Origin of the sequence: Paraburkholderia monticola (genome assembly GCF_001580545.1) — a bacterium.
GTDB lineage: Bacteria > Pseudomonadota > Gammaproteobacteria > Burkholderiales > Burkholderiaceae > Paraburkholderia > Paraburkholderia monticola.
In genome coordinates this window covers 696,182-720,629 of the sequence record NZ_LRBG01000039.1, presented here as the reverse complement: position 1 = coordinate 720,629, position 24,448 = coordinate 696,182, and the positions used below count along the sequence as shown (strand labels likewise).

Annotated in this window: 21 protein-coding genes; 11 read left to right on the top strand and 10 right to left on the bottom strand. The window is 62.1% G+C overall.

Annotation, left to right across the window (positions count from 1 at the left end; translation table 11 throughout):
- Positions 1–22: 22 nt before the first annotated feature.
- Entirely contained in the window at positions 23–1,330 is a 1,308-nt protein-coding gene (locus CI15_RS34390; protein ID WP_075643836.1) for a LysR family transcriptional regulator, read from the bottom strand.
- Positions 1,327–2,028 carry a GntR family transcriptional regulator gene (locus CI15_RS34385; RefSeq protein WP_062138034.1) on the bottom strand — a complete coding sequence of 234 codons (702 nt, stop codon included), beginning with the start codon at positions 2,026–2,028 and terminating at the stop codon, positions 1,327–1,329. The genes CI15_RS34390 and CI15_RS34385 overlap by 4 nt, the downstream gene beginning before the upstream one ends.
- Positions 2,029–2,418: 390 nt before the next feature.
- Here CI15_RS34385 and CI15_RS34380 point away from each other — a divergent pair, with 390 nt between their 5' ends.
- The 5 genes from CI15_RS34380 (at position 2,419) to CI15_RS34360 (ending at position 6,617) form a co-directional block, all read left to right on the top strand.
- Positions 2,419–3,261: a gallate dioxygenase gene (locus tag CI15_RS34380; protein ID WP_062138032.1), complete on the top strand. Its 843-nt coding sequence runs from the start codon at positions 2,419–2,421 to the stop codon at positions 3,259–3,261.
- Entirely contained in the window at positions 3,261–3,620 is a 360-nt protein-coding gene (locus CI15_RS34375) for a protocatechuate 3,4-dioxygenase (protein WP_062138029.1), read from the top strand. Before CI15_RS34380 ends, CI15_RS34375 begins: the two co-directional genes overlap by 1 nt.
- A 94-nt stretch (positions 3,621–3,714) precedes the next feature.
- A complete protein-coding gene (locus CI15_RS34370; protein WP_062138026.1) occupies positions 3,715–4,257 on the top strand; it encodes a hypothetical protein in 543 nt (180 codons plus the stop codon).
- 76 nt (positions 4,258–4,333) lie between these two features.
- Positions 4,334–5,326 (top strand): bifunctional helix-turn-helix transcriptional regulator/GNAT family N-acetyltransferase, encoded by a 993-nt coding sequence (locus tag CI15_RS34365; RefSeq protein WP_062138023.1) that lies wholly within the window; start codon positions 4,334–4,336, stop codon positions 5,324–5,326.
- Between the two features lie 496 nt (positions 5,327–5,822).
- Positions 5,823–6,617, top strand: a complete 795-nt coding sequence (locus CI15_RS34360) for a hypothetical protein (RefSeq protein ID WP_062138020.1) — start codon at positions 5,823–5,825, stop codon at positions 6,615–6,617.
- Positions 6,618–6,759: 142 nt separating this feature from the next.
- Here CI15_RS34360 and CI15_RS34355 read toward each other — a convergent pair whose 3' ends face one another.
- Positions 6,760–7,305, bottom strand: a complete 546-nt coding sequence (locus CI15_RS34355; RefSeq protein ID WP_241496026.1) for a BON domain-containing protein — start codon at positions 7,303–7,305, stop codon at positions 6,760–6,762.
- On the opposite strand from CI15_RS34355, the gene CI15_RS34350 reads away from it, so the two are divergent.
- Together CI15_RS34350 and ppnP are read left to right on the top strand one after the other, a co-directional pair.
- A complete protein-coding gene (locus tag CI15_RS34350; RefSeq protein WP_062138014.1) occupies positions 7,286–7,825 on the top strand; it encodes a GNAT family N-acetyltransferase in 540 nt (179 codons plus the stop codon). The genes CI15_RS34355 and CI15_RS34350 overlap by 20 nt on opposite strands.
- Before the next feature lie 189 nt (positions 7,826–8,014).
- Complete coding sequence (ppnP, locus tag CI15_RS34345; RefSeq protein ID WP_062138011.1) at positions 8,015–8,335, top strand: pyrimidine/purine nucleoside phosphorylase; 321 nt, start codon at positions 8,015–8,017, stop codon at positions 8,333–8,335.
- A gap of 56 nt (positions 8,336–8,391) precedes the next feature.
- Here ppnP and CI15_RS34340 read toward each other — a convergent pair whose 3' ends face one another.
- Positions 8,392–8,874: a CPBP family glutamic-type intramembrane protease gene (locus tag CI15_RS34340; RefSeq protein WP_241496025.1), complete on the bottom strand. Its 483-nt coding sequence runs from the start codon at positions 8,872–8,874 to the stop codon at positions 8,392–8,394.
- Between the two features lie 27 nt (positions 8,875–8,901).
- Positions 8,902–9,549 carry a DsbA family oxidoreductase gene (locus tag CI15_RS34335; protein WP_062138008.1) on the bottom strand — a complete coding sequence of 216 codons (648 nt, stop codon included), beginning with the start codon at positions 9,547–9,549 and terminating at the stop codon, positions 8,902–8,904.
- Positions 9,550–9,775: 226 nt separating this feature from the next.
- Between CI15_RS34335 and CI15_RS34330 the strand changes: the two genes are divergently transcribed.
- From CI15_RS34330 to CI15_RS34315, 4 genes are all read left to right on the top strand, one after another.
- Entirely contained in the window at positions 9,776–10,504 is a 729-nt protein-coding gene (locus CI15_RS34330; protein WP_062138005.1) for a 2OG-Fe(II) oxygenase, read from the top strand.
- Positions 10,505–10,607: 103 nt separating this feature from the next.
- Positions 10,608–11,510 carry a LysR family transcriptional regulator gene (locus CI15_RS34325; protein ID WP_062138002.1) on the top strand — a complete coding sequence of 301 codons (903 nt, stop codon included), beginning with the start codon at positions 10,608–10,610 and terminating at the stop codon, positions 11,508–11,510.
- 131 nt (positions 11,511–11,641) lie between these two features.
- On the top strand, positions 11,642–13,597 hold the full coding sequence (locus CI15_RS34320) for an aconitase family protein (RefSeq protein WP_062138000.1): 1,956 nt from the start codon (positions 11,642–11,644) through the stop codon (positions 13,595–13,597).
- A 141-nt stretch (positions 13,598–13,738) separates the two neighbouring features.
- Entirely contained in the window at positions 13,739–15,229 is a 1,491-nt protein-coding gene (locus tag CI15_RS34315) for an MFS transporter (protein ID WP_062137999.1), read from the top strand.
- A 133-nt stretch (positions 15,230–15,362) separates the two neighbouring features.
- On the opposite strand, the gene CI15_RS35980 is transcribed toward CI15_RS34315, so the two are convergent.
- The 5 genes from CI15_RS35980 to CI15_RS34295 all read right to left on the bottom strand — a co-directional run bounded on the left by CI15_RS35980 (position 15,363) and on the right by CI15_RS34295 (position 24,413).
- Positions 15,363–15,734: a BON domain-containing protein gene (locus tag CI15_RS35980; RefSeq protein WP_075643835.1), complete on the bottom strand. Its 372-nt coding sequence runs from the start codon at positions 15,732–15,734 to the stop codon at positions 15,363–15,365.
- Between the two features lie 869 nt (positions 15,735–16,603).
- Positions 16,604–17,716: a porin gene (locus tag CI15_RS34310; protein WP_062138422.1), complete on the bottom strand. Its 1,113-nt coding sequence runs from the start codon at positions 17,714–17,716 to the stop codon at positions 16,604–16,606.
- A gap of 198 nt (positions 17,717–17,914) precedes the next feature.
- Positions 17,915–20,668, bottom strand: coding sequence for a magnesium-translocating P-type ATPase (gene mgtA, locus CI15_RS34305; RefSeq protein ID WP_075643834.1), 2,754 nt, complete (start codon positions 20,666–20,668; stop codon positions 17,915–17,917).
- A 1,031-nt stretch (positions 20,669–21,699) separates the two neighbouring features.
- Positions 21,700–22,569 (bottom strand): alpha/beta fold hydrolase, encoded by an 870-nt coding sequence (locus tag CI15_RS34300; RefSeq protein WP_062137995.1) that lies wholly within the window; start codon positions 22,567–22,569, stop codon positions 21,700–21,702.
- Positions 22,566–24,413, bottom strand: coding sequence for a caspase family protein (locus CI15_RS34295; RefSeq protein ID WP_062137993.1), 1,848 nt, complete (start codon positions 24,411–24,413; stop codon positions 22,566–22,568). Before CI15_RS34295 ends, CI15_RS34300 begins: the two co-directional genes overlap by 4 nt.
- Positions 24,414–24,448: the final 35 nt, after the last annotated feature.

The following is a 24,448-nucleotide window of genomic DNA, read 5'->3' as shown; positions in this document are numbered from 1 at the left end:
GCGAACTAATCAAGTGCGGATTTCAGGCCGCGCCGATGCTGACCGTGCGCGTCACATCGACGACCGACAGCCGGATCGCATCGATCAACGCGCGCGCCGCCGGCGAAGGCGTGCCCGCCGCGCGCATCGTCAGGCCGATATCGCGCCGCGTGTTGTGCAGCGGCACGTCGAGCACCGCCAGTTGCCCGGACTGAATCTCGTGATGCAATTGCTGCGCCGACAAGGCAGCCGCCATGTCGGTGCCGAGCAGCAGACCGCGAATCACCGCGAGGTCGGCGGTCTCGACGGTCGGCAGCGGCGGCTTCACCTTCAACCGCTTGAATTGCGCTTCGAACAGCGCGCGCGCGGGCGCATTGCTGCGCGGCAGAATCCACTGCGCGTCGCGCAATCCCATGATGGTCAGATCGCGCGCGTGAGTCAGCGGATGATCGCGGCGTACCAGCACCACCATGTCTTCGGACATCAGCCGCTCGTTTTTCAGGCCGCTCGTCGCGTCGTTGTCGCGCAGCGCGCCGAGAATGAAGTCGATGTCACCCGCACGCAGGCCGGCGACGAGCGTCTCGTAGGCGCTTTCGTCGGTGACCACGCGCACGCCCGGATTCTCCGAGGTCATCCGCGCGATCGCTTTCGGCAGGATCAGCGTGCGGCCGAGCGGCAACGCGCCGACCGTCACCGAGCCCTGAATCTTGCCGTGCAACGCGGCGATATCGTCGGGGACATGCCGCAGTTCGTTCAGCGCGCGGCGCACGTGCAGCAGGAACGTTTCGCCCTCGGCCGTCAGCAGAATGCCGCGCGGGCTGCGATGGAACAGGCTCAGACCCGAGCCGCTCTCTAGCACGCGAATCGCGGTGCTCACCGCGGGCTGGCTGATGCCGAAGGTTTTCGCCGCGCTCGGCATGTGCCGATGCCGCGCGAGCGCCACCAACAGTTGCAGCCGTCGCGTGTTGAGCAGATAGGCGGGCAATGCGCCTTCCGCGACGGGCCGGCGCCGCGTCTGGCGCGCCGCGCACCATTGCGCGAGTTCTTCGAGTTCCGCGAAGATCCGTTCGCAGCGATGCAGCACCGCGCGGCCGACCGGCGTGGGCAGCATGCCCGAAGGACCACGATCGAACAGCGGCACGCCGAGTGCCGACTCGAGCTCCTGCACGGAACGCGTGACCGCCGACTGCGCGCGAAACAGCGCGGCCGCCGCGCGCGTCGCGCTGCCCATATCGGCGACGAGCCGGAAAGCGCGCAGTTGCGCGAGATTGAGCAGGTCCTTGCTGGTCGCCGTCAGCGGTGCTTTCGCGGCTGCCACGGTGCCTTCGGTGGAAAGGGTGTCGTTGCTCATGCTGCGCCCGCGATCAGATGCAACGACGGCAGCGACAGATTCAGACTTTCCTTCGAGATATGCGTGTGCTCCTTCATCAACGCATCGACGCGCGCGCCTTCGCCTTTTTTCAGCGCGTCGACGATCGCATGATGCTGGCGATGCGCGTACATCAGCATCATGAACTGGCGCTCGCGCGCGGATTCATCGAATGCGATCGTGAACGGCGACACGAACGGCACCTTGTCGTTCAGACTGAGCGCGGCCGTGACCGCCTGGTTCTGCGCCGCTTCGACGATCAGCGCATGGAAGCGGCCGTTCATCTGCGCGTAACGTACATCGTCGCCCGGCTGCAGATGCTTCTGCTCGAAGATCTCGTCGCCTTCGCGCAGACAGTCGTCGAGCGCGGCGGCAAGCGCGGCGCTCACTCCGCTTTCGGCCACCGAGCGCGCGGCGAGTCCTTCGAGCACGCCGCGCACGTCGATCGCGTTGAGGATGTCGCGCACGCTGAAGCGACGCACCATGTAGCCGCGCGAGCCCGAACGATCGAGCAGGCCTTCCGACGACAGCACGCTCAACGCATAGCGCAGCGGTGTGCGCGACACGCCGAGCCATTGCGCGAGTTGCGCTTCGACGAGCCGCTGACCCGGCGACAGTTCGCCCGACAGAATCTTTTCGCGTAACGTCTGGACAATCGCTTGCTGGGTCGTCTCGTTCATGGTTTGTCACTCGTCGGAAGCACCGCAGTATAGCCATGCGTGCAACCCCGCACCAAGCCTTAAAAAAGGGTCTTGCGAGTTGTTTTCCGGGCCATCTATTTTGTTTATCGCTTGCTGGCTCGTGAAGGGGCGGCGAGAAGCTTGTCACACGGCCTTGGGATACCGAGGAAGCCATGCGCGGCTTGGATCGCGGCGCGTTCCATCTGTTCGTCGAACGCCGGAATACCGGGTTTTTACCGATCAATCCGGTGGCGCCTGAGGTATACCCGTGCTTCCCGTATCGCGGCACAATTCCTATCTTTGTATCCCAAGACGGGCGCGTCGACTAGCACGGTAAGTCCGGCGACCTATCCGATTGGCAGCGGCACGAAGTGATGAAAGAGAGCGAATATGGCAAGGATCATTGGTGGTATCGGCACGTCCCATGTACCCACGATCGGGTTGGCGTACGACAAGGGCAAGCAGAACGAACCCGCATGGGCGCCGCTCTTCAAGGGCTATGAACCGGTGGCGCAGTGGCTGGCCGAACAGAAGCCCGACGTGATGGTGATGTTCTACAACGACCACGCGAACAGCTTCTTCTTCGACTGCTACCCGACGTTCGCGCTCGGCGTGTCGCCCAACCATGAATTCGCCGATGAAGGCGCGGGCAAGCGTCCGCTGCCGGACATCGCCGGCCATCCGGATCTCGCGATCCATATCGTCGAGCAACTGGTCAACGACGAGTTCGATCTGACCGTCTTCCAGGACCGCCCGCTCGATCATGGCGTCAATTCACCGCTGTCGCTGATGCTGCCGCATCAGGGCGGCTGGCCGCTGTCGCTGGTGCCGCTCGAGGTCAACGTGCTGCAGTATCCGCTGCCGACCGCGAATCGCTGCTACCGGCTCGGCCAGGCGCTGCGTCGCGCGATCGAATCATTCGAGCAGGATCTGAAGGTCGTGGTGGTCGGCACGGGCGGGCTGTCGCACCAGGTGCACGGCGAGCGTAGCGGTTTCAACAATACCGAATGGGACATGGAGTTCCTCGATCTGATCGTCAACGATCCGGAGCGTCTGGCCGCAATGAAACACGTCGACTACGTGCGCCTCGGCGGCGCGGAAAGCGTCGAGACGATCATGTGGCTCGCGATGCGCGGCGCGCTCGGCAAGAAGGTCCGCGAACTGCATCGCAACTACTATCTGGCGACCAGCACCGCGATGGCCGTGACGATCTACGAAGAAGAGGTGGCGTAATGAATCCGCAACTGGTTGGCGTCGAGGAGTTGACCGGCACGTATCCGTTCGATATTCGCCAGAGCATGAAGGCGATGCGCCTGAACCGCTTTTTCTGGCAGATGCGCGAAGCGTCGGCGCGTGCGCTGTGGCTCGAAAACCGCACCGCTTCTTACGATGCGGCCGGCCTGACGGCGGAAGAACGCACGCTCGTCGACAACACGGACTGGATCGGCATGATCCGTTATGGCGTGTCGTTCTTCGTGCTCGAGAAATTCGCGCGTGTGGTGAAGATCACGAATCTTGGCGTGTACGCGAGCATGCGCGGCGAATCGCTCGAAGCGTTCCTGAAGACCCGGCAGGTCCCCGAGGCGGTCTAACGGCCGGCACGAACGCGCTCAACAGGCCCGCAGGGCCTGCTGGGTCGATCCTCAGTGAAGTTCCGATGGGTAGTCCATTTCGAGGAGAGCAGAGATGGCCGGCAAATTCGACATCAGCGAGGCTGCGTTGAACCGGCGGTTCAACGCCGCGGACTCCGGCGCGCCGGATCGCGCGGGCATGTTGCGCGCGGGCGTGATCGGCGGACTGATCGGCGCCGTGGTGATCTGGATCTACGAAGCGCTCGTCTGGGTCGATGCGCAGCATCTGATGCCGCTCGCCGGCATTCCGCGCAATGCGACGGGGCTCGTGTTCGGCAAAGACGTGCAGGCCTCGCTCGGCATCTGGGCGTATGTCGTCGGCACCGGAATTCACTTTTTCTTCGCCATTGCGTGGGGCGTGCTGTTTGCCGCCATCTGGCCGTACTTCCGCAGGCGCGGCTACGAAGCGACGTTCGTCGCGCTGTTTTACGCGGTGTTCGCGTGGATCGTCATGCATGTCGCGATCATGATCGCATCGAATAACCATCCGGACTATTTCGACCCGGCCGTGATTATCGGCGGGTTCATGTCGCATATCTTCTTTACTGTGCCGTTGGCGTTGACCGTCAAGCGGTTGATGCAGGAACGGCGGTATTGAGGCGTAACTCTGTCCTTGCTTAAGTTGCGGTCCGCAACTATATTGATTGCGCAACGCAACTGATAGCGAGCCCATGATGGATCTGATCGACGCCCCCACCAAGCCCCGCGAAACGACTATTCTCGAACTTCGCGAGTTCTCCCGCCGACTGGTCCGCGAACTCGGCTTCATGCGTACGACGCTCGCCGATAGCGATCTGGCGCCATCGGCAGTGCATGCGGTGATCGAGATCGGCATGTCGCCGGGCATCAGCGCGAAAGATCTGGCCACCATCCTGCGGCTCGACAAATCGAACACGAGCCGGCAGATCGCGAAGCTCGAAGCGAGTGGGCTCATCGAGCGCACCGTCAGTGTCGACGATGCCCGTTCTTCGGAGTTGTATCTGACGGGCGAAGGACAAAAGCTGCGCAAAAAAATCGACCGGTTCGCGACCGATCGCGTGTCCGGCGCGCTGCGGCGCATGGTCCCCGCCGACCAGCAGGCGCTCGTCCGTTCTCTCGCGCTGTATGCGGACGCCCTCGCACAAGGTGAGGTCAGCAAGATTGCCGCGACCCAAGCCGCGGGCGCGGGAATCGCGCAAGGCTATCAACCCGGTTGCATCGGCGACATCGCGAGTCTGCATGGCCGCTATTACGCCGAGCACTGGGGCTTCGGCGCATTCTTCGAAAAGAAAGTCGCAACGGAACTGGCCGAGTTCGCGGGCGCATTGCCGGCCGCGGGAAAGGGGATCTGGCTTTACGTCGAGAACGGGCGGACGCTCGCCTCGGTCGTGATCGACGGGGACGACGAAACGGGCGTCGCGCATCTGCGCTGGTTTATCGTCGACGATTCGTTGCGCGGCTCCGGCATTGGGCGGCAAATACTGGCGCAGGCGATGCGCTTCGTCGACGAACGGTTCGACGAAACCTATCTATGGACTTTCAAGGGGCTCGACGCGGCCCGCCACCTGTACGAGTCATTCGGCTTTCGGCTCAGCGAAGAATCGGAAGGCGCGCAATGGGGAACGCGCGTCGTCGAGCAGCGCTTTAACCGGGTGTCAGCAAAGAAAGGCGGCGGCGGTACCGAGTGATTGATTAGCGTGGGCGGATCCGCGGCGAAGTCGCGAGCAAAGTCCAGGCGGATCGTAATCGGCGAATCTTTCGGACGGTACTCAGCCTGATTGCGAAGCGCCATTTATGCGAATTGTTTAACTTTCGCACGAGCAGAGAAGGGCGGCTCGCGCAATAGGGAAAGCCGAGTTGTCGCGCCGCGCTCGGCACGACTGCGCGCGTTAAAGGCCACATCGGTACTGCGTCATTCACGGACGAAAAGAACGGCCCCCGTGGCTTGCGAGGCCGGCGTACCAACCGGTCCATTCCGGCAAGATTGACTCTCAGGGTTTCTCCCATCTCCTGGCAGGGACCCACAGTGTCAGTCGTGCGCTACACCGCTCATTTGCAAAGAAAAAATAATGCCGACGCCAAAAGAATGTGCTAGAAAATAACAATTGCGCGCGAAGAGAAATAGCCAACTGCGCAAGTAAAAATTTCGGCTTTCAATACTCTTAATCGGCCGTGAGGTGGATCATGAGAACAAGGACGCTTTGGGGGCTCGGGGTGACGACGGTCGCTTCGGTGCTAACGCTGCAGTGTTATCCAGCGTGGGCCGACGGACCCGAAGCGGCGTATGCGTCCGACGACGAGGTACCGGCCGGTTCGCTCAGTCCGAACGAGTACAAAGTCAATGCGGACGGCATGAAAGAAGATCCGAATTCGAAGATGTCGGACGTGGCCCGCGCGTATCGCAATGGCTATATCAATCGCGGCAAGCAGGATCAGGCCGATTACCAGGCAATGATCGACTCGCACAATCACGGCCAGCGCCAACCCGCCAAGACCGACGTCGCGCGGGTCGACGTGCCGCCGCTGCCGCCGGGCGTCCCCGAAGACGACAACTCGAAGTACACCAGCATTCCGCCTCAGCCTCATCAGCAGTTGCAGCCGCAGCCGCAGCCGGCGCAGTACGCGCAACGTCAGGTGCCGCAAGCGCCGCCGCAACAGCAATACCAGCAGGTGTACCAGCAGCCGCAATACGCGCCGCCGCCAATGCAATACCAGCAGGCGCCGGCCTACGCGCAGATGCAGCCGGTCTATGCCGACAACCAGCCGATGTACGTGCGGCAGGATTATCCGCAGCCGCCCGTGCAGTACGTGCCGGTCTATCCGCAGCAGCAATACGAGGAAATGCCGCCGGTCGTGGAAACGGTGGTTCAACCGGTGGCGCCCGTTACGTATCAGGTTTACCGTCCGCCGGTCTATTGGGCGCAGCCGCGCGTCTATGCGTATCGCGCTCCGGTGTACGGCTATCGCATGTGGCGTTGAGCTATCGCGTGAGTCGCGGCGGCGCTTCGCAGGAAAGGAGCGCCACGGCGAATATTCGCGCGAATGGATCGAATGGCCAATAGAAAGTACTCAGCCCGGCGCATGCGTGCCGGGCTGAGTACTTTTTCCTATTCGCTTTGTGCTAATGGCCGCTGGCACCTCGGGTGCGCACATTCAGGTGGTTATTCACGTGTCTGACTCCGCGCACCGATCTCGCGACACTACCGGCGCGTTGTACCTGGGCACGCTGCGGCACCCAACCGGTCAGCGTCACGATGCCGTGGCGCGCCTGCACGTGAATCGCCGTTGAATGCACGTTCGGTGTGCGCGATAGTGCGCGCCGCACGTCGCGCGCGAGTTCGCTATCCGGTCGATTGCGAGGCGGCGATGCCGCGATGGATTGGCCTTGCGCGGACGCGTCGTTCGGCATACTGCCACTCGTTTGCGCATTCGCACAGGTTGCCGCGCCGAGTGCGATGACTGCCGCGGCAATCGCGCCGATGATTGTGCACGCACTGTCTTTTCTCACCCGTCCTCCGGTTCCGCCTTTTTTGAATCGCGCCCGCTTCCAGGTTAGCGCGTGAAAATCTGCGAAAATCTTCGCTTCGCGCGCGCGTCGAGATGAAGCGCAATTATCGTATCCCAACTTCGGCTGTCGAAGGACATCAATGAATTCGAAACTTTCCATACGCGATGGCAATGCCGACGAATTGGCCAGACTCGGCCAATTGTTGGTCAAAGTCTATGCCGCGCTGCCCGGCTTTCCGAAGCCTGACGAACAGCCGGGCTATTACGACATGCTGGCCCATATTGCCCGCTTCAACGAGAAACCGGGCGCTCGTGTGCTGGTCGCGCTGTCTGAATCGAATGAACTGGTGGGCGGCGTCGTGTACTTCTCCGATATGGCGCAGTACGGATCGGGGGGAACCGCGACCGCGGTGAAGAAAGCTTCCGGCATCCGGCTGCTCGGCGTCGATCCCGACTACCGCGGCAAGGGCGCGGGCAAGGCATTGACGCTCGCGTGTATCGAACTCGCGCGTCAAAGCGGACACGCCGAGGTCGTCCTGCATACGACGAAGGCGATGCAGTCCGCGTGGGCCATGTACGAGAGGCTCGGCTTCGTGCGCTCCGAGGATCTGGATTTTTCCCAGCAGGAATTGGCCGTGTATGGGTTCAGGCTGCTGCTTGGCGACAACCCGGCACGATAGTGCGACGCAGGCTCCGTCGAGTCGTGCCGCACATGCGTTACCGTATTGGCGTCATCAATAGCCTGTATCATGGCGGGCTCGCGCCCGGACCGGAGCCCCGCGCGGGCGGCTTGCGCGCATCGCGCGCCATCTGCCGCGCCTCACCGGGCCGCAACGCATCCATTCACGATGACCCAGAGGAAGACCGCCATGACGGCCGCAACGCAATTCGATCAGGTTTCTGTAGTCAAACGAGCCAACGTGTACTTCGACGGCAAGTGCGTGTCGCACACCGTCCTGTTCGCCGACGGCACGCGCAAGACGCTCGGCGTCATCCTGCCCGGCACGCTCAACTTCGGCACCGACGCGCCGGAACTGATGGAAGTGCAGGCGGGCCAGTGCCGCATCCGCCTCGACGGCAGCGACGAGTGGAAGACCTATGGCGCGGGCGAATCGTTCTCGGTGCCGGGCAAGAGCCGCTTCGACATCGACGTGGTCGAGACGCTCGACTACGTTTGCAGCTATCTGTAAGCGTTTTTGAGCCGCGGCGGGGACGGCCTGGGCACTTGAGCCCACGCTATTCCCGCTCAAACATGTTGAAGCGACAGCACGCACGCATTCGCGAGTGCGTGTGTGAGCCAGGTGCTCAGAACAGGCCGTCCGCTACGCTTCGCCTCGACGATAAACACCGCCGCAAGCACCACCGCGCCCAGCAGAATCGACACGACCGCGCGATCGACGTAACCGTGCATCAGCGTGAACAGTGCAATCGATCCCGCCGCAGCAAACCGCCACGACAAACGAAAGACGCCGTTAATGAGCCGAATGGGCAGCCATTGCCCGACGATCGTCTCCAGGAACGGCATCAGGATGGCGATAAAGAGCAGCTGAACCAGAATCGGTTGATGCGCCAGCGGGTTTTTATGCGGCGCCAGCGGGCCCCATAGCGCGTATTGAGCGAATATCAGCGCGATCTGCCCGAAAAACATGATCGCCGCGCCGCCGATTATCAGCCCCCATCGGGGCACTTCGTTCCAGTTTCTTTTTGTTATTACCGACAGCGCGTGCAATATCGCCTCCTTGAGGTTGGCAGGTCCCTACGCCGCTTCTTTCGCCACGATCTCCTCGATCACCTGCACGAATTGCTCGACAGGTTGCCCGCCCGTCACCAGATAGCGGCGGTTGAAAATGATCGACGGCACCGATTGAATGCCCATCTCCTGATTGTTCTTTTCCGCTTCGCGAACCTCGTCGGCATATGCGCCGCTCGTCAGCACCTCGCGCGCTTCGCTGGCGTCCAGTCCGACCGACTGGGCCGCTTCGACCAGCACCTCATGATTGCCCGGATTCTTGCCGTCGGCGTGGTAAGCGCGCAATAGCGCGAGCTTCAGCGGCAACTGTTCGCCCTTCAGGCCGGCCCAATGCAGCAGACGATGCGCGTCGAACGTGTTGTAGGTGCGTGTGCGCGGGCCGAAATCGAAGCCGACGCTCGCGCCGCGTTCGTGGATCATCGCCTGCGTTTCGGCGATCTGCGCGGGCGTGCGGCCATATTTCTTGCCGAGATACTCGACGATGTCTTCACCGTCCGGTCCCATCTGCGGATTCAGTTCGAACGGATGCACGACGATGCGCGCGTCGATCTTGTCCTGAAGCCGCGCGAGCGCGAGTTGGAGCGACGAGAGGCCGATCGCGCACCACGGGCAGGCGATGTCGGAAACAAAATCGATGGTCAGCTGCTGTTTCATGGGTGTCCCCGGCGAAATGAAGTGCAATGCGGCCTGGCAAATGCAGCGTGGCCAATGCGGCCGCAACGAAACCGACAGCGTAGCGTGAATCGTCCGCCCGTGCAGCCCGGCCGAATTTGACCGCAAGACCCGGAGTGTTTTACCGGTCCGACACTCTTACACTAGCGTCATCGAGCGACTTACTTTCACGGCGCGGGCACCGAGCCCGGCCGCCCACTCATCGACGATGAACGCAATAGCCCCCACCCAAACGATTGACCGACGCGTCGACGCACTCGACTGGCCGCGGATCGAACACGAGCTCGACCAGTACGGCTGCGCCGCCGTGCCGCAACTCCTGACGCCTCGCGAGTGCGATGCGCTGAGCGCGCTCTATTCGCAGGACGAGCTCTATCGCAGCCGCATCGTGATGGCGCGCCACGGTTTCGGCCGCGGCGAATACAAGTACTTCGCGTATCCGTTGCCGCCGCTCGTCGACGGCTTGCGCGGTGCGCTGTATCCGCACCTCGTGCCGGTCGCGAACCGCTGGAATAGGGCGATGGGCATCGAGGTGCGGTATCCGCCGAAGCACGCTGATTTCATTCGACGCTGCCATGACGCCGGCCAGGTGCGTCCGACGCCACTGATCCTCCAATACGGCGAAGGCGATTACAACTGCCTGCACCAGGACCTGTACGGCGAACACGTGTTCCCGCTCCAGCTTGCGGTGCTGCTCTCGGAGCCGGGGCGCGACTTTACCGGCGGCGAGTTCGTGATGACCGAGCAGCGTCCGCGCATGCAGTCGCGCGCCGAAGTCGTGCCGCTCGCGAAGGGTGACGCGGTCGTATTCACCGTGAACAGCCGGCCGGTGCAAGGCACGCGCGGCCCGTATCGTGTGAATCTGCGGCATGGCGTGAGCCGCCTGCGCTCGGGACATCGGCATACGGTCGGCATCATCTTTCATGATGCGCTGTGAGGGCCACTGTCGGCGCGTGATGGCGCGGCCCGGCGCTCCGTGAGACGATAGCGGCCACCCTTCCAGCGTTTCCTCGCGCCTGTCGTAAGACACGCCTCGTCCCATGGAAAACCTGCTCAAGAAACTCGATCTCACTTCGCTGCGCCTGTTCGTCGCCGTCTGCCAGGAGCGCAATATCGCCCGCGCGGCGGAGCGCGAGTTCATCGCGTCGTCGGCGGTGAGCCGGCGCATTGCCGAGATCGAGGCGCTGATCGGCCTGCCGGTGATTCAGCGCGGCTCGCGCGGCATCACCGTGACGCCGGTCGGCGAAACCGTGCTGCGCTACGCGCTCGCGATCATCGGCAATATCGAGCAGATGAGCGCGGAGTTGTCGCGCTTTTCGGCCGGCGTCAAAGGGCGCGTGCGGGTGGTCGCGAATCTGTCCTCGATCGTGCAGTTCCTGCCCGAAGACGTGGCCGCGTTCGGCCGCGCGTTTCCGGATGTATCGATCGAACTCGAAGAAGAAAACAGCGCGGATGTGCTGCGTATCGTCGACGAGCACGGCGCGGACTTCGGCATCTGCAATCCGGTCGCGGGCAGCGAGGCGTTCGAGCAACTGCCGTACCGGCAGGACCGGCTGGCGGTGCTGGTGCCGGGCGGGCATCGGCTCGCCGAGGCGGCGCGGGTGAGCTTCGACGATCTGTCGCACGACAGCTTCGTCGGCCTGCGCAGCGAGAGCGCGCTGACGCGCCTGCTCGCGCAGCAGGCGTCGAGCGCGAGCCGGCAGCTCGACGTGCGGATGCGCGTAAGCAGTCTCGACGCGCTGTGCCGGATGGTGCACGCGGGGCTCGGCATCGCGATCGTGCCCGAGCCGGTCGGGCTGCTCTACGTGAACACGCTCGACGTGCGCCTGCTGCCGCTCGCCGATGCGTGGGCGGAGCGTCATCTGATCATCATCTTCAAGGCGCGCGAGCAGTTGAGCGCGAGCGCGGCCGCCCTCGTTTCGTTCCTCGGCAATCAGCCTTAGACGCTCTCCCGCACGCCCGCCATGCCGCGGCGCAACGCCGAGCATTCGCGAAACGAGACGGCAGCCTTGCCGCACCGGCACTTCGGCATCGGCCCTGCGCGCCGTATAGTGAGCGCAAGGAGAATGCAGAGATGAGCGATACGATTCGTCTGGATGGCCGCGTGCTGTACCTGTCGCAAGACCCGGCCGTGATCGAGGCGCAACTGGCCGGCGAAAACTTCACGCGCGAGACGGCGGGGCCGTTGCGTGACAACGTGTCGACGGACGAGATCACGCCCGTCACCGTGATGCTCACGTACGACGAGCGCCTCGGCCAGTATCCCTATGTCGGTTTCAAGGCCGGCGGGCGCCTGCCGATCGGCCGCAACGCGGTGAAGGACGTCGGCTTTCGCGTGACGGTGGCGGGCAAGCGCTACGGCAAGGGCTCGTCGCGCGAATCGAGTCCGCTCGCGGAGTTGTCGGCGGGCATCCGGCTGATCGTCGCGGAGAGCTTCGAGCGCATCTATCAGCAGAACTGCGACAACATCGGCATTCTGACCACGACGGATTTTTCCGTGCTCGATCGCCTGCTTGCCGGCGAGGCGGTGCCGATCGACGAATTCCTGAAGGGCCGCGACGCGCTCACGCAGCAGATCATCCGCAGCGGCGGCTTGCTCGCGTATAGCCGCTTCGCGGACTGGCCGGCACCGGGCCCGCGCGCGAGCGATACCGCCAGTGCTGCGCCGAGCGGCGCGCCGAAAACGCTGGTCGAGAAAATCATCGACCGTCATCTGCATCCAGGGACCGCGAGCGCGCAACGCGGTGACGGTGTGTTCATCGCCGCCGACTGGCGCTTCAGCCACGACTATTTCACCGGCATGTGCGCGCATCTGATGCATCGCGCGTTCGGCAAGCCCGCGCCGTTGCATGCGCCGGATCACATCATCGCGTTCCAGGATCATCTGGTGCTCGCGCCGCAGAGCATCCCGCACGTGCGCGACGGCCTGCTGCCGGGTGTCGCGAATCTGATGGAGGGCCACACGTCGTTCTCGCGCGACTACCCGGTGCGCTCGCACGGCGCGCTCGATGACGTGCCGGGCTCCGAGGGCATCTGTCATGCGTTGATGGCCGAGCAATACGCGCTGCCGGGGCAGGTCGCGTGCGGCACCGATTCGCACACGCCGCATTCGGGCGCGCTCGGTTGTCTCGCGTTCGGTGCGGGCGCGACCGAAATCGCCAATAGCTGGGTCACGGGCTACGTGCGCTGCAAAGTGCCGGAGACGCTGCGCATCGAGATCGATGGACACTTGCTCGACGGCGTGACCGCGAAGGACGTGGTGCTTCATCTGCTGCAAATGGATGCGATCCGCTCGGGCGGCGCGATCGGTCTCGTGTTCGAATACGGGGGCGCGGCGGTGCGGGCGATGTCGATCGACGAACGCGCGACGCTGACCAACATGGTCGCGGAGCTTGGCGGCTTTACCGGCATCGTCGAGCCGGACGAACGCACGGTCGCGTTCCTGAAAGGGCGGCGCGGCGTCGATTTCGTGCTGGAGAGCTGGATGACGAGCGACGCTAACGCGGCCTATCGCGACACGATTCGTATCGACGCGAGCGCGATCGAACCGATGCTCGCGCGTCCGGGCGATCCCGGCAACGGCGTGCCTGCGCCGCAGCTCGAACACGAAGTCGCGATCGATATCGCGTACGGCGGCTCGTGCACCGCGGGCAAGCGCGAGGACTTCGATTTCTATCACGAGGTGCTGCGTTGGGGCGTCGAGCACGGTCTGCGCGTGCCTGAGCGCACGCGTCTCTTCCTGCAATTCGGCACGATGGCGGTGCGTGCGTTTTGCGAGGAGCAGGGCTATCTGCCCGTGTTCGAGCGCGCGGGCGTAACGCTCGTGATGCCCGGCTGCGGCTCGTGCGCGAACTGTGGGCCGGGTCAATCGGCGAACCCGAACGATGTGACGATCAGCGCGATCAACCGCAATTTCCCCGGCCGTTCCGGGCCGGGCGACGTGTGGCTCGCGAGCCCATACACGGTTGCGGCGAGCGCGCTGACCGGAAAAATCACTACCTTCGAACAATTGCGGCGCGCACACGGCTAGAATGCTGGCCGGACTCCGGCCGAGGCAGCGTGTTGCGTGCGACGCGCGAACATAACCAGGCCGGCATCGAACCGGTCGCGGCGAGCGATCTACGTTGGCATGAAAGCAGCCGCAATGGCAGTCGCAATGGAGACAGACAACATGGCATCCCCCGATCACGCGGGGTCCGTCGCGCGTAGCGGCGGCAACGCAGCCCATTCCACCGACGCGGCCGGCAGTGCCGCGAACGGCGCCCCCGCGCAAACGTCGAACACCGCATCGCTCGATGCAGGCAGCATTTCGGCGCGTCTCGACCGCTTGCCCGCGACGCGCTCCATCTGGAAGCTCGTCGTGCTGCTGAGCCTCGGATTCTTCTTCGAACTCTACGATCTGCTGTACTCCGGCTATATCGCGCCAGGCCTCGTGAAAAGCGGCATGCTGACCGCGACCACGCATGGCCTGTTCGGCTCGACCGGTGTCGCGAGTTTCATCGCCGCGCTGTTTAGTGGCCTGTTTATCGGCACGATCGCGTGTGGCTTTCTCGCGGATCGCTTCGGGCGGCGCGCCGTGTTCACCTATTCGCTGCTGTGGTACACCGCGGCCAACGTCGTGATGGCATTTCAGGAAACGGCGACAGGCCTCAATTTCTGGCGTTTCGTCGCCGGTGTCGGCATCGGCGTCGAACTGGTGACGATCGGCACTTACATCTCCGAGCTGGTGCCCAAGCAGATTCGCGGCCGCGCGTTCGCGTGCGAGCAGGCGGTCGGCTTCACGGCCGTGCCGGTGGTCGCGTTTCTGTCGTTTCTGCTGGTGCCGCGTACGCTGTTCGGTCTCGACGGCTGGCGCTGGGTCGTACTGATCGGCGCGCATGGCGCGTTGTTCGTCTGGTGGATTCGCCGCGCGTTGCCGGAAAGCCCGCGCTGGCTCGCGCAGCAAGGCCGTCTTGCCGAAGCCGATCGCGTGATCAGCGCGCTCGAAGCGAAAGTGCGCAACGAGTATGGCCGCGAGTTGCCGCCCCCGGCGCCGCCGGTGGCAGTCGCGCCGCGCGGCAGCTTCCGCGACATGTGGGTGCCTCCGTACCGCAGCCGCACGCTGATGATGACGATCTTCAATATCTTCCAGACGGTCGGCTTTTACGGCTTCGCGAACTGGGTGCCGACGCTGCTGATCAAGCAGGGCATCACGATCACGACGAGCCTGATGTATTCGAGCGTGATCGCGTTGGCCGCGCCGCTTGGTCCGATCATTGGGCTGTTTATCGGCGATCGCTTCGAGCGCAAGACGGTGATCGTCGTGATGGCCGGCGTCAATATCGTGTGTGGATTGTGGTTCAGTCAGGTATCGGGCGCGGTGATGCTCGTGAGCCTGGGCGTATGTCTGACGCTTGCCGGCAACATCATTTCGTACAGCTTTCACGCGTATCAGGCCGAGCTGTTTCCGACCAGCATCCGGGCGCGCGCGGTCGGCTTCGTTTACTCGTGGAGCCGTTTTTCGGCGATTTTCACGGCCTTTCTGATCGCGGCCGTGTTGCGTTACTTCGGGACGACCGGCGTGTTCGTGTTCATCGCGGGCGCGATGCTGATTGTGATGCTGGCGATCGGCTTGATGGGACCGAAGACGAAAGGGCTCGAACTCGAGAAAATCTCTACATAGCGAAGGCCGGCTCGAGAGCCGGCGCGTCGCCATGTATCAGATTCATGATGGGCAGTCGAACACGTAGTGCTTCTGCCATCGATGTCATGCACGGCCAGAGCATCGGCCGTGCGAGGTGCGGTACTCGATCGCGTCAGGTCCCGACAGGACGGATCGACAGTGCGTTCCTGACCGAAGTTACACCAGGTACGCCTTTCGCCACTTCGGTTGCCCGGTCGCTTTGTGCCTGAACCGGTACGCTTCCCTGCAGGGTGACGGCACCATCGCGAGCGCGAACCGTGATATTGGACGTCGAAATACTCCTATCTTTCACCAGCGCCGATCGAACCTGGCGTTGGAGCGCCCGGTTCGCTGCCTTCATTGACTTGTAATGCCCTCGGGCTTCGGCCGTTGTGGTCGGGGGCGTAGTAGGGGCAGCAGGGTTGCTCGCCTGTGCATAGGCATGAATTGAACCCGAAATCAGAAGGGCGGTGGTGACCAGTCTGACGGCGTGGATTGCTTTCATGCATCTTCTCCTGTCGTTGCAGATCATTGGGGTACAACTCACGGATAACTCACAATGCCGCCACGATCTCTCTGAGGCGGATCAAATGGCACTATAGAACAATAAAGGGTTAGGTCAAGCAACAATGCGAATCCGGCCAATTGTGTGGGCAATCGGCGATATTAGAATGGGTCGGATCAGACAGTGTTTTAATTGTGTTGACAGAATTGCAAATCACGAATCTGAATTAGGTTTTCTCCGCCTTTTACCACGGCTTACCTGTTCCGATTAGTCATATTCAGCCATGCCGGATGTCACGGCCCGGTTGCGGATGTCCCATCGATTTGCGCCCCACTGAGCGGACCATGTGGCACATGGCACGCAGCACCTTCGCGGTGCACAAAATGCCGTTTGATATAGGGGCTGTGGGGCTGTCTGTGCTGAAGTAGGCAATTCGTCCATAGTCGCCCGGCTCACGTCAGTCGATTTGAATCGACCCAGGTGATGGGGATCAGATTTGAGCGCCATCCGTTGAACGTACCCCTGCATGACCGGTTTCGACCGTCTGGAGATCGGGCGGCACTGAAACGACCAGTGCGCAGCGCGCAAGGCGGGCAATGTCTGCCAGTGCGTCAGGCCTGGGTGGTCCTGCCGCGATGTCGTGGATCAGGGAAAGCACCGCGCGTAATCGCGGGACCTCGTGAATCACGAACGCATACTGCGCGACCTGTCCGGCCCGATTCGTCTTATCTGTGCAATTCACGCAGTTCTCCCTGTTGAAGCGACATCGGCACGATGTCGCCCCGCGGTACAAAGACCGCCAGGTGCTGGCGGAAGTGTTCCTTGTAGGCACGGGGCGGGGGACCAGCCGATGGTCGCTGCCAGACCGATCAGAACCGATGCCGGATTCCAGCGCCGACCAGCAACTGATTGCGGCCCGATGAAGGTTCGGCGCTGTTGATCACAGCCGGTGCGTCCGTCGATGCCCGCTGGAAGATCGTTTCGACGTACGCGTCTGTGCGCTTCGAGAGCAGATAAACCGCCTGCAATCCTCCCTGATTCCAGTGCTGGCCCGCGCCCTTTGTGTACGTGTACATGCCTGCGAGCGACACCATCGGCCTCAGTTGATACACCCCATTGATTTCATAGTTGCTGAAGCCAACCGAAGGCACGGTGGAAGCGGAATCAGCATCGGCCACGCCGCTATAGGTCGAACGTGACCACGCAGCACCGAGCGTGAAATCGCCCAACGCATAGCTCGCACCCATGCCATACGTGTTCTGCGTCTGGACGGTTGCATCGAATTCGCTGCGGTTCGACCCGGGTAGATTAATCGTGTCATACGCCCCGTTCCCCGTGTTGCCGCGGCCGCTCACGCGGAGGTATGCGGCACCGGCGGCGAACGGACCATTCTGATAGTTTGCGCCGACGCTATAGGCACGGTTGTTCGCAAACTGGCCGGCATCGTTCGAAAACGCGTACATGCCGCCGAAACTGAGACCTCCGAACGACGGACTCGCATACTTGACAGCGTTGCGCGCGAGGTACGAGTTGTTGGCATTGTCGTTGTCGAACGGATGCGCAAACGCCGTACCGCCCGCGCCGCCTGTCAGGGTGAACGGTGCCAGGTAGTCGTGGATCGAATCGTACTGGTGACCAAGCGTGACGGTGCCCCACGCTTCGTTGCCAAGACCGACGTAGTACGGATGATCGTTGAGTGCTTCGCCCGTCGTCACTGAAAAGCCGTGCTCCAGTTGAAAGACGGCCGTGTTGCCACCACCCAGGTCTTCGGAACCCTGCAGGCCCCAGTAGCTCCCGTCGATGAGGCCGGAGGTTGCCTTGTACTGCGCATTGCCGCCGACGTTACTCACAAAGGCGAGCCCCGTATCAAGTTCGCCATAGAGCGTCACGCTGCTCTGCGCGTGGATGTTCGCGCTGAAGCACGCCAGCGTGGCGACAGCGGCAGCCGGAATGGCGAAAGAATTGTTCTGTTTGACTGACATCTTGTGAACCTGGTCGAAAGTAAATTGGTCGCGTGCATCCGGCGCCCGCACCCGATGGCGCATGACGAGGAGTGGCGGACCGTGGAGTCGTGCGATCCGTCACGCCGTAACGGACGGCGCTGACGGACCATGGATCAAGGCTGATGAATGCGATCGCGGGCCGGATAGCGCCGACCCGCCGCGCAGCTTCGACGCGGATTAGTACCACCGACCATAACGGCGGATATATAGCGTTTTGACGACCTGTGTCAGCATCACATAGCCGACCATTGTCGCGACGAGCCAGAACCAGTAGCTGTGATCCAGCGAAACAAAACCCAATGCCCCGGCCAGTGGAGAAAACGGCAGCCAGCATCCGACGAGGATGGCAACCGAGGTCGATAGCAACACCGGCAGGGACGCGGTGCTCTGGATGAACGGAATCCTGCGCGTGCGCAGCATGTGGACGACGAGTGTCTGCGAGACGAGCCCCTCGATGAACCAGCCGGAATTCATGATGGCCTGACCGCCGCCGTGTAGCTGGAAAGCTGCGCCGGCGCCGAACACCGTCCACATCAACACAAAGGTCGTGATGTCGAATACCGACGAAGTGGGACCCAGCCACACCATGAAACGTCCGATATTGCCGGCGTCCCACTTGCGAGGCTTCTTCACGAAATCGGGATCCATGCGGTCCCACGGCAAGAACATCTGCGAGAGGTCGTAGATCAGGTTCTGGATCAGCAGTTGCATCGCCAGCATCGGCTCCCACGGCAGGAATGCGGAGGCGATCAGCACTGAAAACACATTGCCGAAATTCGAGCTTGCGGTCATGTTCAGGTACTTCAGGATATTGCCGAAGGTCTCGCGCCCCTTGATTACGCCTTCCTCCAGCACCATCAGGCTTTTTTCGAGCAGGATGATGTCGGCGGTTTCTTTCGCGATATCGGCCCCTGTGTCCACGGAAATACCAACGTCCGCATCGCGAAGCGCCGGCGCGTCGTTGATCCCGTCCCCGAGGAAGCCGACCGTGTGGCCGTTTGCCTGCAGCGCCCTCACCACCCGTGCCTTTTGCAGCGGGGTCAATTTCGCGAAGACGGTCGTGTGTTCGACCACCTGCGCAAGGCGGGCATCGTCCATGTCTTCGATGTCGCGTCCCAGCAGCGGGGTGCCCGGTTCCAGTTCGACGTCCCGGCAGACCTTGGTGGTGACGACGTGGTTGTCGCCCGTCAGTACTTTGACTGCCACACCATGCTCGTGCAGCGCACGGATGGCCGGCGCGGCTGAATCCTTCGGCGGATCGAGAAAGGTGAGGAAACCGCGTACCACGAGGTTTGATTCGTCGAGCGTCTGGTACTGAGACTTTGCTTCGACGCGCGCAATCTCGCGTGTGGCGACGACCAGGACACGATAGCCTTCCTCGTTGTACTCCCGGGCGCGGGTGACCAGCATGTCGCGCTCGCGCAGGGTCAGCTCGTGGATCGTGTCGCCGTCCTGGATGTGTGTCGATACCGCCAGCATCTCTTCGACCGCGCCCTTCGACACCATCAGATGGTTGCGGTCCGCCGCTTCGACCACCACCGACAGTCTGCGGCGCACGAAATCGAATGGCAGTTCGTCGACCTTGGCGTACTGCGTCAGCTTTGCCGGCGCGCCAGGTTGATTGGCATGGTCCACGACGGCGATGTCCATCAGATTTTTCTGCCCGCTTTGATGGAAGCTGTTCAGCCAGGCCAGTTGCAGAATCCGCTCGTCCCGGTTGCCGTTGATGTCGAGGTGATGCTCGAGGATGATCTTGTCCTGTGTGAGTGTGCCGGTCTTGTCCGTACACAGCACATCCATCGCGCCAAAATTCTGCACCGAGTTCAGACGCTTGACGACCACCTTGCGCCGCGCCATCGCGACGGCACCCCGGGCCAGATTCGCCGACACGATCATCGGTAGCATCTCGGGTGTCAGACCGACCGCGACCGCGAGTGCAAACGTCACGGCTGATAGCCAGTCACCCTTGGTCAGGCCATTGATCAGGAATACCACAGGCACCATCACCAGCATGAAGCGGATCAGTAGCCACGAAACGCTGTTGACGCCACGATCGAAGCTGGTTTCGACGCGCTTGTGACTGACGACGTTTTTTGCCAGCGAACCGAAATACGTATCGGCACCGGTGGCAATGACGATCGCCGTTGCCGTCCCGCTGACCACGTTCGTGCCCATGAAGCAGATATGGGCGAGATCGAGGAGGTCGGCGCCACTACCGTGCTCGGCATGGGCCGATTTCTCCGCCACCGCGCCGAGCGTGTCGTATTTCTCTACCGGCAATGCCTCGCCGGTCAACGCGGCCTGACTGATGAACAGGTCTCGAGACTCGATCAGACGGATGTCGGCAGGGATCATGTCCCCCGCCTGAAGGCAGACGATATCGCCGACAACGAGATCACGCATCGCGATCTCCTGCTTCTGCGGCTCCGCGAACGCGCTCGCGCGGCGGATCACGGTCGCGGTGGTACGGACCATCGATTTGAGCCGCTCCGCCGCCTTGTTCGACCGGTATTCCTGAATGAAACGCAGCAGGCTGCTGACGGTCACCATCGTGAGCAGGATGCCGACACCGGTCCAGCTGCGATCGTCCGGAGCGGCAAAATACACGTCCGTGAAGAAGGTGATGACGGACAGGGCCAGCAGCACCAGCACGAACGGATTTCTGAAGGCCAACAGCAGTTGTGTCAGTGCGTGGGGCGCCTTGTCGTGGGCGACTTCGTTGGGACCCGCCAGATGGAGACGCTCCAGCGCGTCGGTTTTCAGAAGACCGTCGAGCGAACTGTTTGTCTTCGCGAGCGTAGCGCTGACGGATTCGTTAGCTTCAGTCACAACATGGGCATGGGCTCGTTGTTCGCGCGAGAAGGGGCCGGACACAAAACCCTTCTGCTTCGTCCTGGAGGTGTGCTGGTTGTTTTTGGATTCGTATTGCATTGGTTGTTCCTGCTGCTATGCACGCGGCGAACGGCTCGCGGCTTTTGAAGGTCGGAAAGTAGATGGCCTGGGCGGCCGCAGCCGTTAGCGAGCTGACAGATCGCATCCACGCCCGCTTTAGTGCCCAGATGAGGCGACAGCGCGCGCATCGTCTCGATGCGACAAACGCGCGCTGTAGACCCCAGGATCAGACGTGACGTGCTGCGCGCCGGAGCAGGGCCCTGAAGGCCGCCCACCATCGTTGTGACGGTTTGATCGGCGCTGGCGGTGCGGACGTCGACGGTTCGACGTAGTAGTGGTGCGGCTCGCGGACCTGCGGAAGCCGGGATACGAGAAGAGCGAAATACATGCGGATTCTCCGTTCGGGCCAGAGCCCGACCTATGGTTTGAGGTCGCCGGAACACCTGCGGCGCAACGCTCAGACAGTCAGGCAAATGACGGTGAACGCATGCAGGCATCCATCAGGCAAAGTAAAAACGTGAGTGGCGTAAAGGCCATATTTCACTGTCGGGCATCACATCTCCTTTTCCGTGAGTTGTGCACGGACGTGTCTTCACCTGCGCCCGCAGGGATAAACCTGCGGGCGCATGCGAGGATGGTCCCGAGGGGGGCTCGGGAAACGGACCGTACGGACGAACGAAATCAAGCAGTCCGATGCGGTGCTGAAATGGAGGGCGCGGGAGTGGTGATACAGGAAGTACTACGACGCGCACCGTTTGCCTGCGGGCAGAACGGTGGCTGAATGAGGCTAGCGGACGTTCTGCCTGTCAGGCAATCAAACTGTTCGAAGATCGACTACTACAACTGTCCAAGGCAAGGCCCCTTTAGTAAAGACGGACGGATTCTAATCGGTCGTTAAGGGACACGTCAACCTTAAAACTTAGCTCTGCGGATTAACGTCGTACGTTGAAAATTGGATGCGTCCGGGAATGGACTGTCACGTACGGTTTCGGCGTAAAGATGGTGTTACGGTTCGACAAGAAATCAGACTGGTCTTGACCTGGCCAGGGAATGAAACCGGTCGTACGCGCTCAGACAAGCGACCTGGCCACCCATCGAGCTACGGTTGCATCATCGAGGTAGCCGCTGATTCCATGGCGGTTGTCAGTGAAGTTGTCGACGTCGCCGAAATTCTCGATGGGCGGCTGAATGCTCCACGTTGATCCGTCAAGCGGCAGAAGAGCGACTACGTCGCGTTTGTCGAACGCGTTCTGCCAGTTCTTCACGCCGGCGGGCCTCGCGAGCGGCACGGGCAGATGGTCTCGAACACTCGTCAATCCTAGCGGCGAGCCAACCGTGACGAGACCGCGCACATCAACGGTTTGCGCGAGCTCCGACAGGACCCGATAGGCGACGATCGTTCCAAGAGAATGCGCGACCACGACGCATGGCTCGCCCACGGGAATGGTCTTCGCGACGATGGCGTCGATCTGCCTTGAAACCGCGGGGTAGGTGAGGTAGACGTAGACATCCCGAGTGAAGCTGTCCAGCACTGCATCTCCGAACGGGGACTCCTTGTCTAGCGTGCGCAAGATCGCGTGCACCCATGCCCAGTTCAGCGGCCCTTTCTCCTGAACGGATAGCCCCGCGCTTGCGGCAATCTCCGCGTCCGGGATAGCGGCATTCGCCGCGATCTCGGTCAGAAGTTGCCCGCGAAACTCGGCTTCAGGCGTATCGGGTTTGATTCCTTTACCCTTGATATCGGCGAGCAGGGGTTCGTCCAACTGCTTGACGAGATGATCGAGCGCATCGCCGTAGTACGGAAATCGGACAGCGAGGCGTTCGGGTCTGGGGAGGCCGGCCTTATCGAGTCCACAGTCGAAGGCTTCTTCCCAGATCCTCTGGAGTTGAGCTGCGTCCTTGCCTTGCTGGTCGCGTCCGTGGATGAATATGAGCTTCATGGTCCGACTCCTCCGAACATTGCTTCCTCGAGTACGTTCATCCCCTCGGCGGAAAACGTGGTCCATAGTCCCGGGATGAGGTGCTTGCGCGCCACTTTCAGCACGTCCGGCATGCGTTTCTCAAATGCGCCGAGCAACAGCCAGCCCTGCGTGAGCAGGGGCATCCACGGCGCGAAGTCGAGCGACTGCGGCAATTTTCTGTTTCGCTGGGCGGCCAGCATCGCAACGTCGAAGAAAATCGGCTCAGGCTCCATTCGCATGTAGTCGAAGATCGACAGGACGCCTTCATCCTTACCTGCCTGTACATACGCATACGCCGCGTACAGTCCCAGCGTGGGATCGAATTTCTTCATGGATCGAAGATAGGAAGCGGTCCCTTCGGCCGCTTCCTGGTCGAGCCGGAAACTCCCATGCTTGGCGGCAATAGCGACGAACGCGCGTCGTTTATTGATGTCCGGTGCAAGCTCTCTATACTCGCGATGAATGTCGGTCCCTCTGGCCGGCGCATAGTTGACCGTGACGACGCGTCCACGCTCAATCACTACGGAACCGATGAAGCAGGGCAGCACGGAGAGCACCATTCCCGAGCCATCGGCAAATCTCAGCAAGGCGGCTTGAGGTGCATAGGGTGAATCGCGCAAGTACTCGGACTCGACGCTGACCTGAGACGCACCGTTTTCTTCCCAGACTTCGCAGCGGGAGTCTGAGCCAGTTGATCTGACATACCGGACCGATGTTCCATAGACGCTAAAGCCCGTTCGGGTCTTGTCGGAACTGCGCCTGGCTGATGTCAGAATCAGCTTGACGGACTGTTTCACGTTTCCAATGTCCGGAACCTCGAGCCTGGGTTGCTCGGGCCTGCCGGCTTCAGAAAGCGCATCCAGGTCGTCTATCAGCACGCTGTCTCTCAGTCCGAGATGAGGCGTCCCCAACTGCGTCCATTTGTCTATCCGTAGCCGCGATACCGCCGACTCCCAGGAGTGTGCGAGGCGGTAGCTCAATGGTGCGATATCTACCTGAAGCAGTGCCAGGCCATTGATCGGGGGCTCGGAGTCAAGCTGGCTTGCCGTCACCTCGGCCAGATACTTCGGCAGTGCGGACTCGACTCGAGCGTCCGGATCTTGCCTCAAGGCGATCGACACAGCCGATGCGGCATCCGGAACCGCTCTCGCCAGGTGGATCTTTAGCGATCTCGAGGCGATGACACGTCGTACCGTTCCCGCATCGTTCGTTTGTTCGATCAGCGTCGCGGGCACCCCTGACAGCGCTTTGAGCATGCAACTGGTAAGGAGCCCTCGAAACGACTTCTCGGCCTCATCAGGCGGCACCTCTAGTGCCGGGTCGCCGGGTAGCGTCGCATAGAACACGTCGACCTCGGGCATGGGGGCCCTGGGGTTGGCTGCGGGGAAGATCAGCCCCGGGGAAACCAGGCCGAGACGGAAGTTCGCCGGCATCGAACGGCAAGCGTCGGACACGACGACGATGTGCGGGATCGCGCTGGCCCTTGCCGCCACGATCGAACCGCTGACATTGATCGCTTCGTTGGGATTGGCTATCGCACCGGACAGCAGCCAGACTTCAGCATCCGGTGACAACAGGATTCCGTGTCCGGAGAAGTAGACAACGAGTTGCGAATAGATCTTGGCGGTGACTACCGCGTTGACGGCAGCGAAGACATCGGAAATCGAGACCCGATGACCGTCGCCGTCGTGCAGCAGCGTCACATCGAAGCCTTGCTGTGCACCCCAGTCGGCCATCTGGATCGCACCTTGCGCTGCCGCATTGAGAGGCGGGAACACGCTAGCGGTCCTGTTGACGCCAATCGCGACTAATGCCCTCTTCATGCGAGTCTCCGGGCTTCCGTTTGGACACCAGCCTT

Bases quoted from the DNA above. Each gene is read 5' to 3' on its own strand.
- CI15_RS34300 (WP_062137995.1), bottom strand. From the start codon at position 22,569: ATGAAGCTCATATTCATCCACGGACGCGACCAGCAAGGCAAGGACGCA.
- CI15_RS34310 (WP_062138422.1), bottom strand. From the start codon at position 17,716: ATGTCAGTCAAACAGAACAATTCTTTCGCCATTCCGGCTGCCGCTGTC.
- CI15_RS34315 (WP_062137999.1), top strand. From the start codon at position 13,739: ATGGCATCCCCCGATCACGCGGGGTCCGTCGCGCGTAGCGGCGGCAAC.
- CI15_RS34295 (WP_062137993.1), bottom strand. From the start codon at position 24,413: ATGAAGAGGGCATTAGTCGCGATTGGCGTCAACAGGACCGCTAGCGTG.
- CI15_RS34320 (WP_062138000.1), top strand. From the start codon at position 11,642: ATGAGCGATACGATTCGTCTGGATGGCCGCGTGCTGTACCTGTCGCAA.
- CI15_RS34380 (WP_062138032.1), top strand. From the start codon at position 2,419: ATGGCAAGGATCATTGGTGGTATCGGCACGTCCCATGTACCCACGATC.
- ppnP (WP_062138011.1), top strand. From the start codon at position 8,015: ATGACGGCCGCAACGCAATTCGATCAGGTTTCTGTAGTCAAACGAGCC.
- CI15_RS34355 (WP_241496026.1), bottom strand. From the start codon at position 7,305: ATGGAAAGTTTCGAATTCATTGATGTCCTTCGACAGCCGAAGTTGGGA.
- CI15_RS34365 (WP_062138023.1), top strand. From the start codon at position 4,334: ATGGATCTGATCGACGCCCCCACCAAGCCCCGCGAAACGACTATTCTC.
- CI15_RS34390 (WP_075643836.1), bottom strand. From the start codon at position 1,330: ATGAGCAACGACACCCTTTCCACCGAAGGCACCGTGGCAGCCGCGAAA.
- CI15_RS35980 (WP_075643835.1), bottom strand. From the start codon at position 15,734: ATGAAAGCAATCCACGCCGTCAGACTGGTCACCACCGCCCTTCTGATT.
- CI15_RS34335 (WP_062138008.1), bottom strand. From the start codon at position 9,549: ATGAAACAGCAGCTGACCATCGATTTTGTTTCCGACATCGCCTGCCCG.
- CI15_RS34330 (WP_062138005.1), top strand. From the start codon at position 9,776: ATGAACGCAATAGCCCCCACCCAAACGATTGACCGACGCGTCGACGCA.
- CI15_RS34360 (WP_062138020.1), top strand. From the start codon at position 5,823: ATGAGAACAAGGACGCTTTGGGGGCTCGGGGTGACGACGGTCGCTTCG.
- CI15_RS34325 (WP_062138002.1), top strand. From the start codon at position 10,608: ATGGAAAACCTGCTCAAGAAACTCGATCTCACTTCGCTGCGCCTGTTC.
- CI15_RS34385 (WP_062138034.1), bottom strand. From the start codon at position 2,028: ATGAACGAGACGACCCAGCAAGCGATTGTCCAGACGTTACGCGAAAAG.
- CI15_RS34350 (WP_062138014.1), top strand. From the start codon at position 7,286: ATGAATTCGAAACTTTCCATACGCGATGGCAATGCCGACGAATTGGCC.
- CI15_RS34375 (WP_062138029.1), top strand. From the start codon at position 3,261: ATGAATCCGCAACTGGTTGGCGTCGAGGAGTTGACCGGCACGTATCCG.
- CI15_RS34370 (WP_062138026.1), top strand. From the start codon at position 3,715: ATGGCCGGCAAATTCGACATCAGCGAGGCTGCGTTGAACCGGCGGTTC.
- mgtA (WP_075643834.1), bottom strand. From the start codon at position 20,668: ATGCAATACGAATCCAAAAACAACCAGCACACCTCCAGGACGAAGCAG.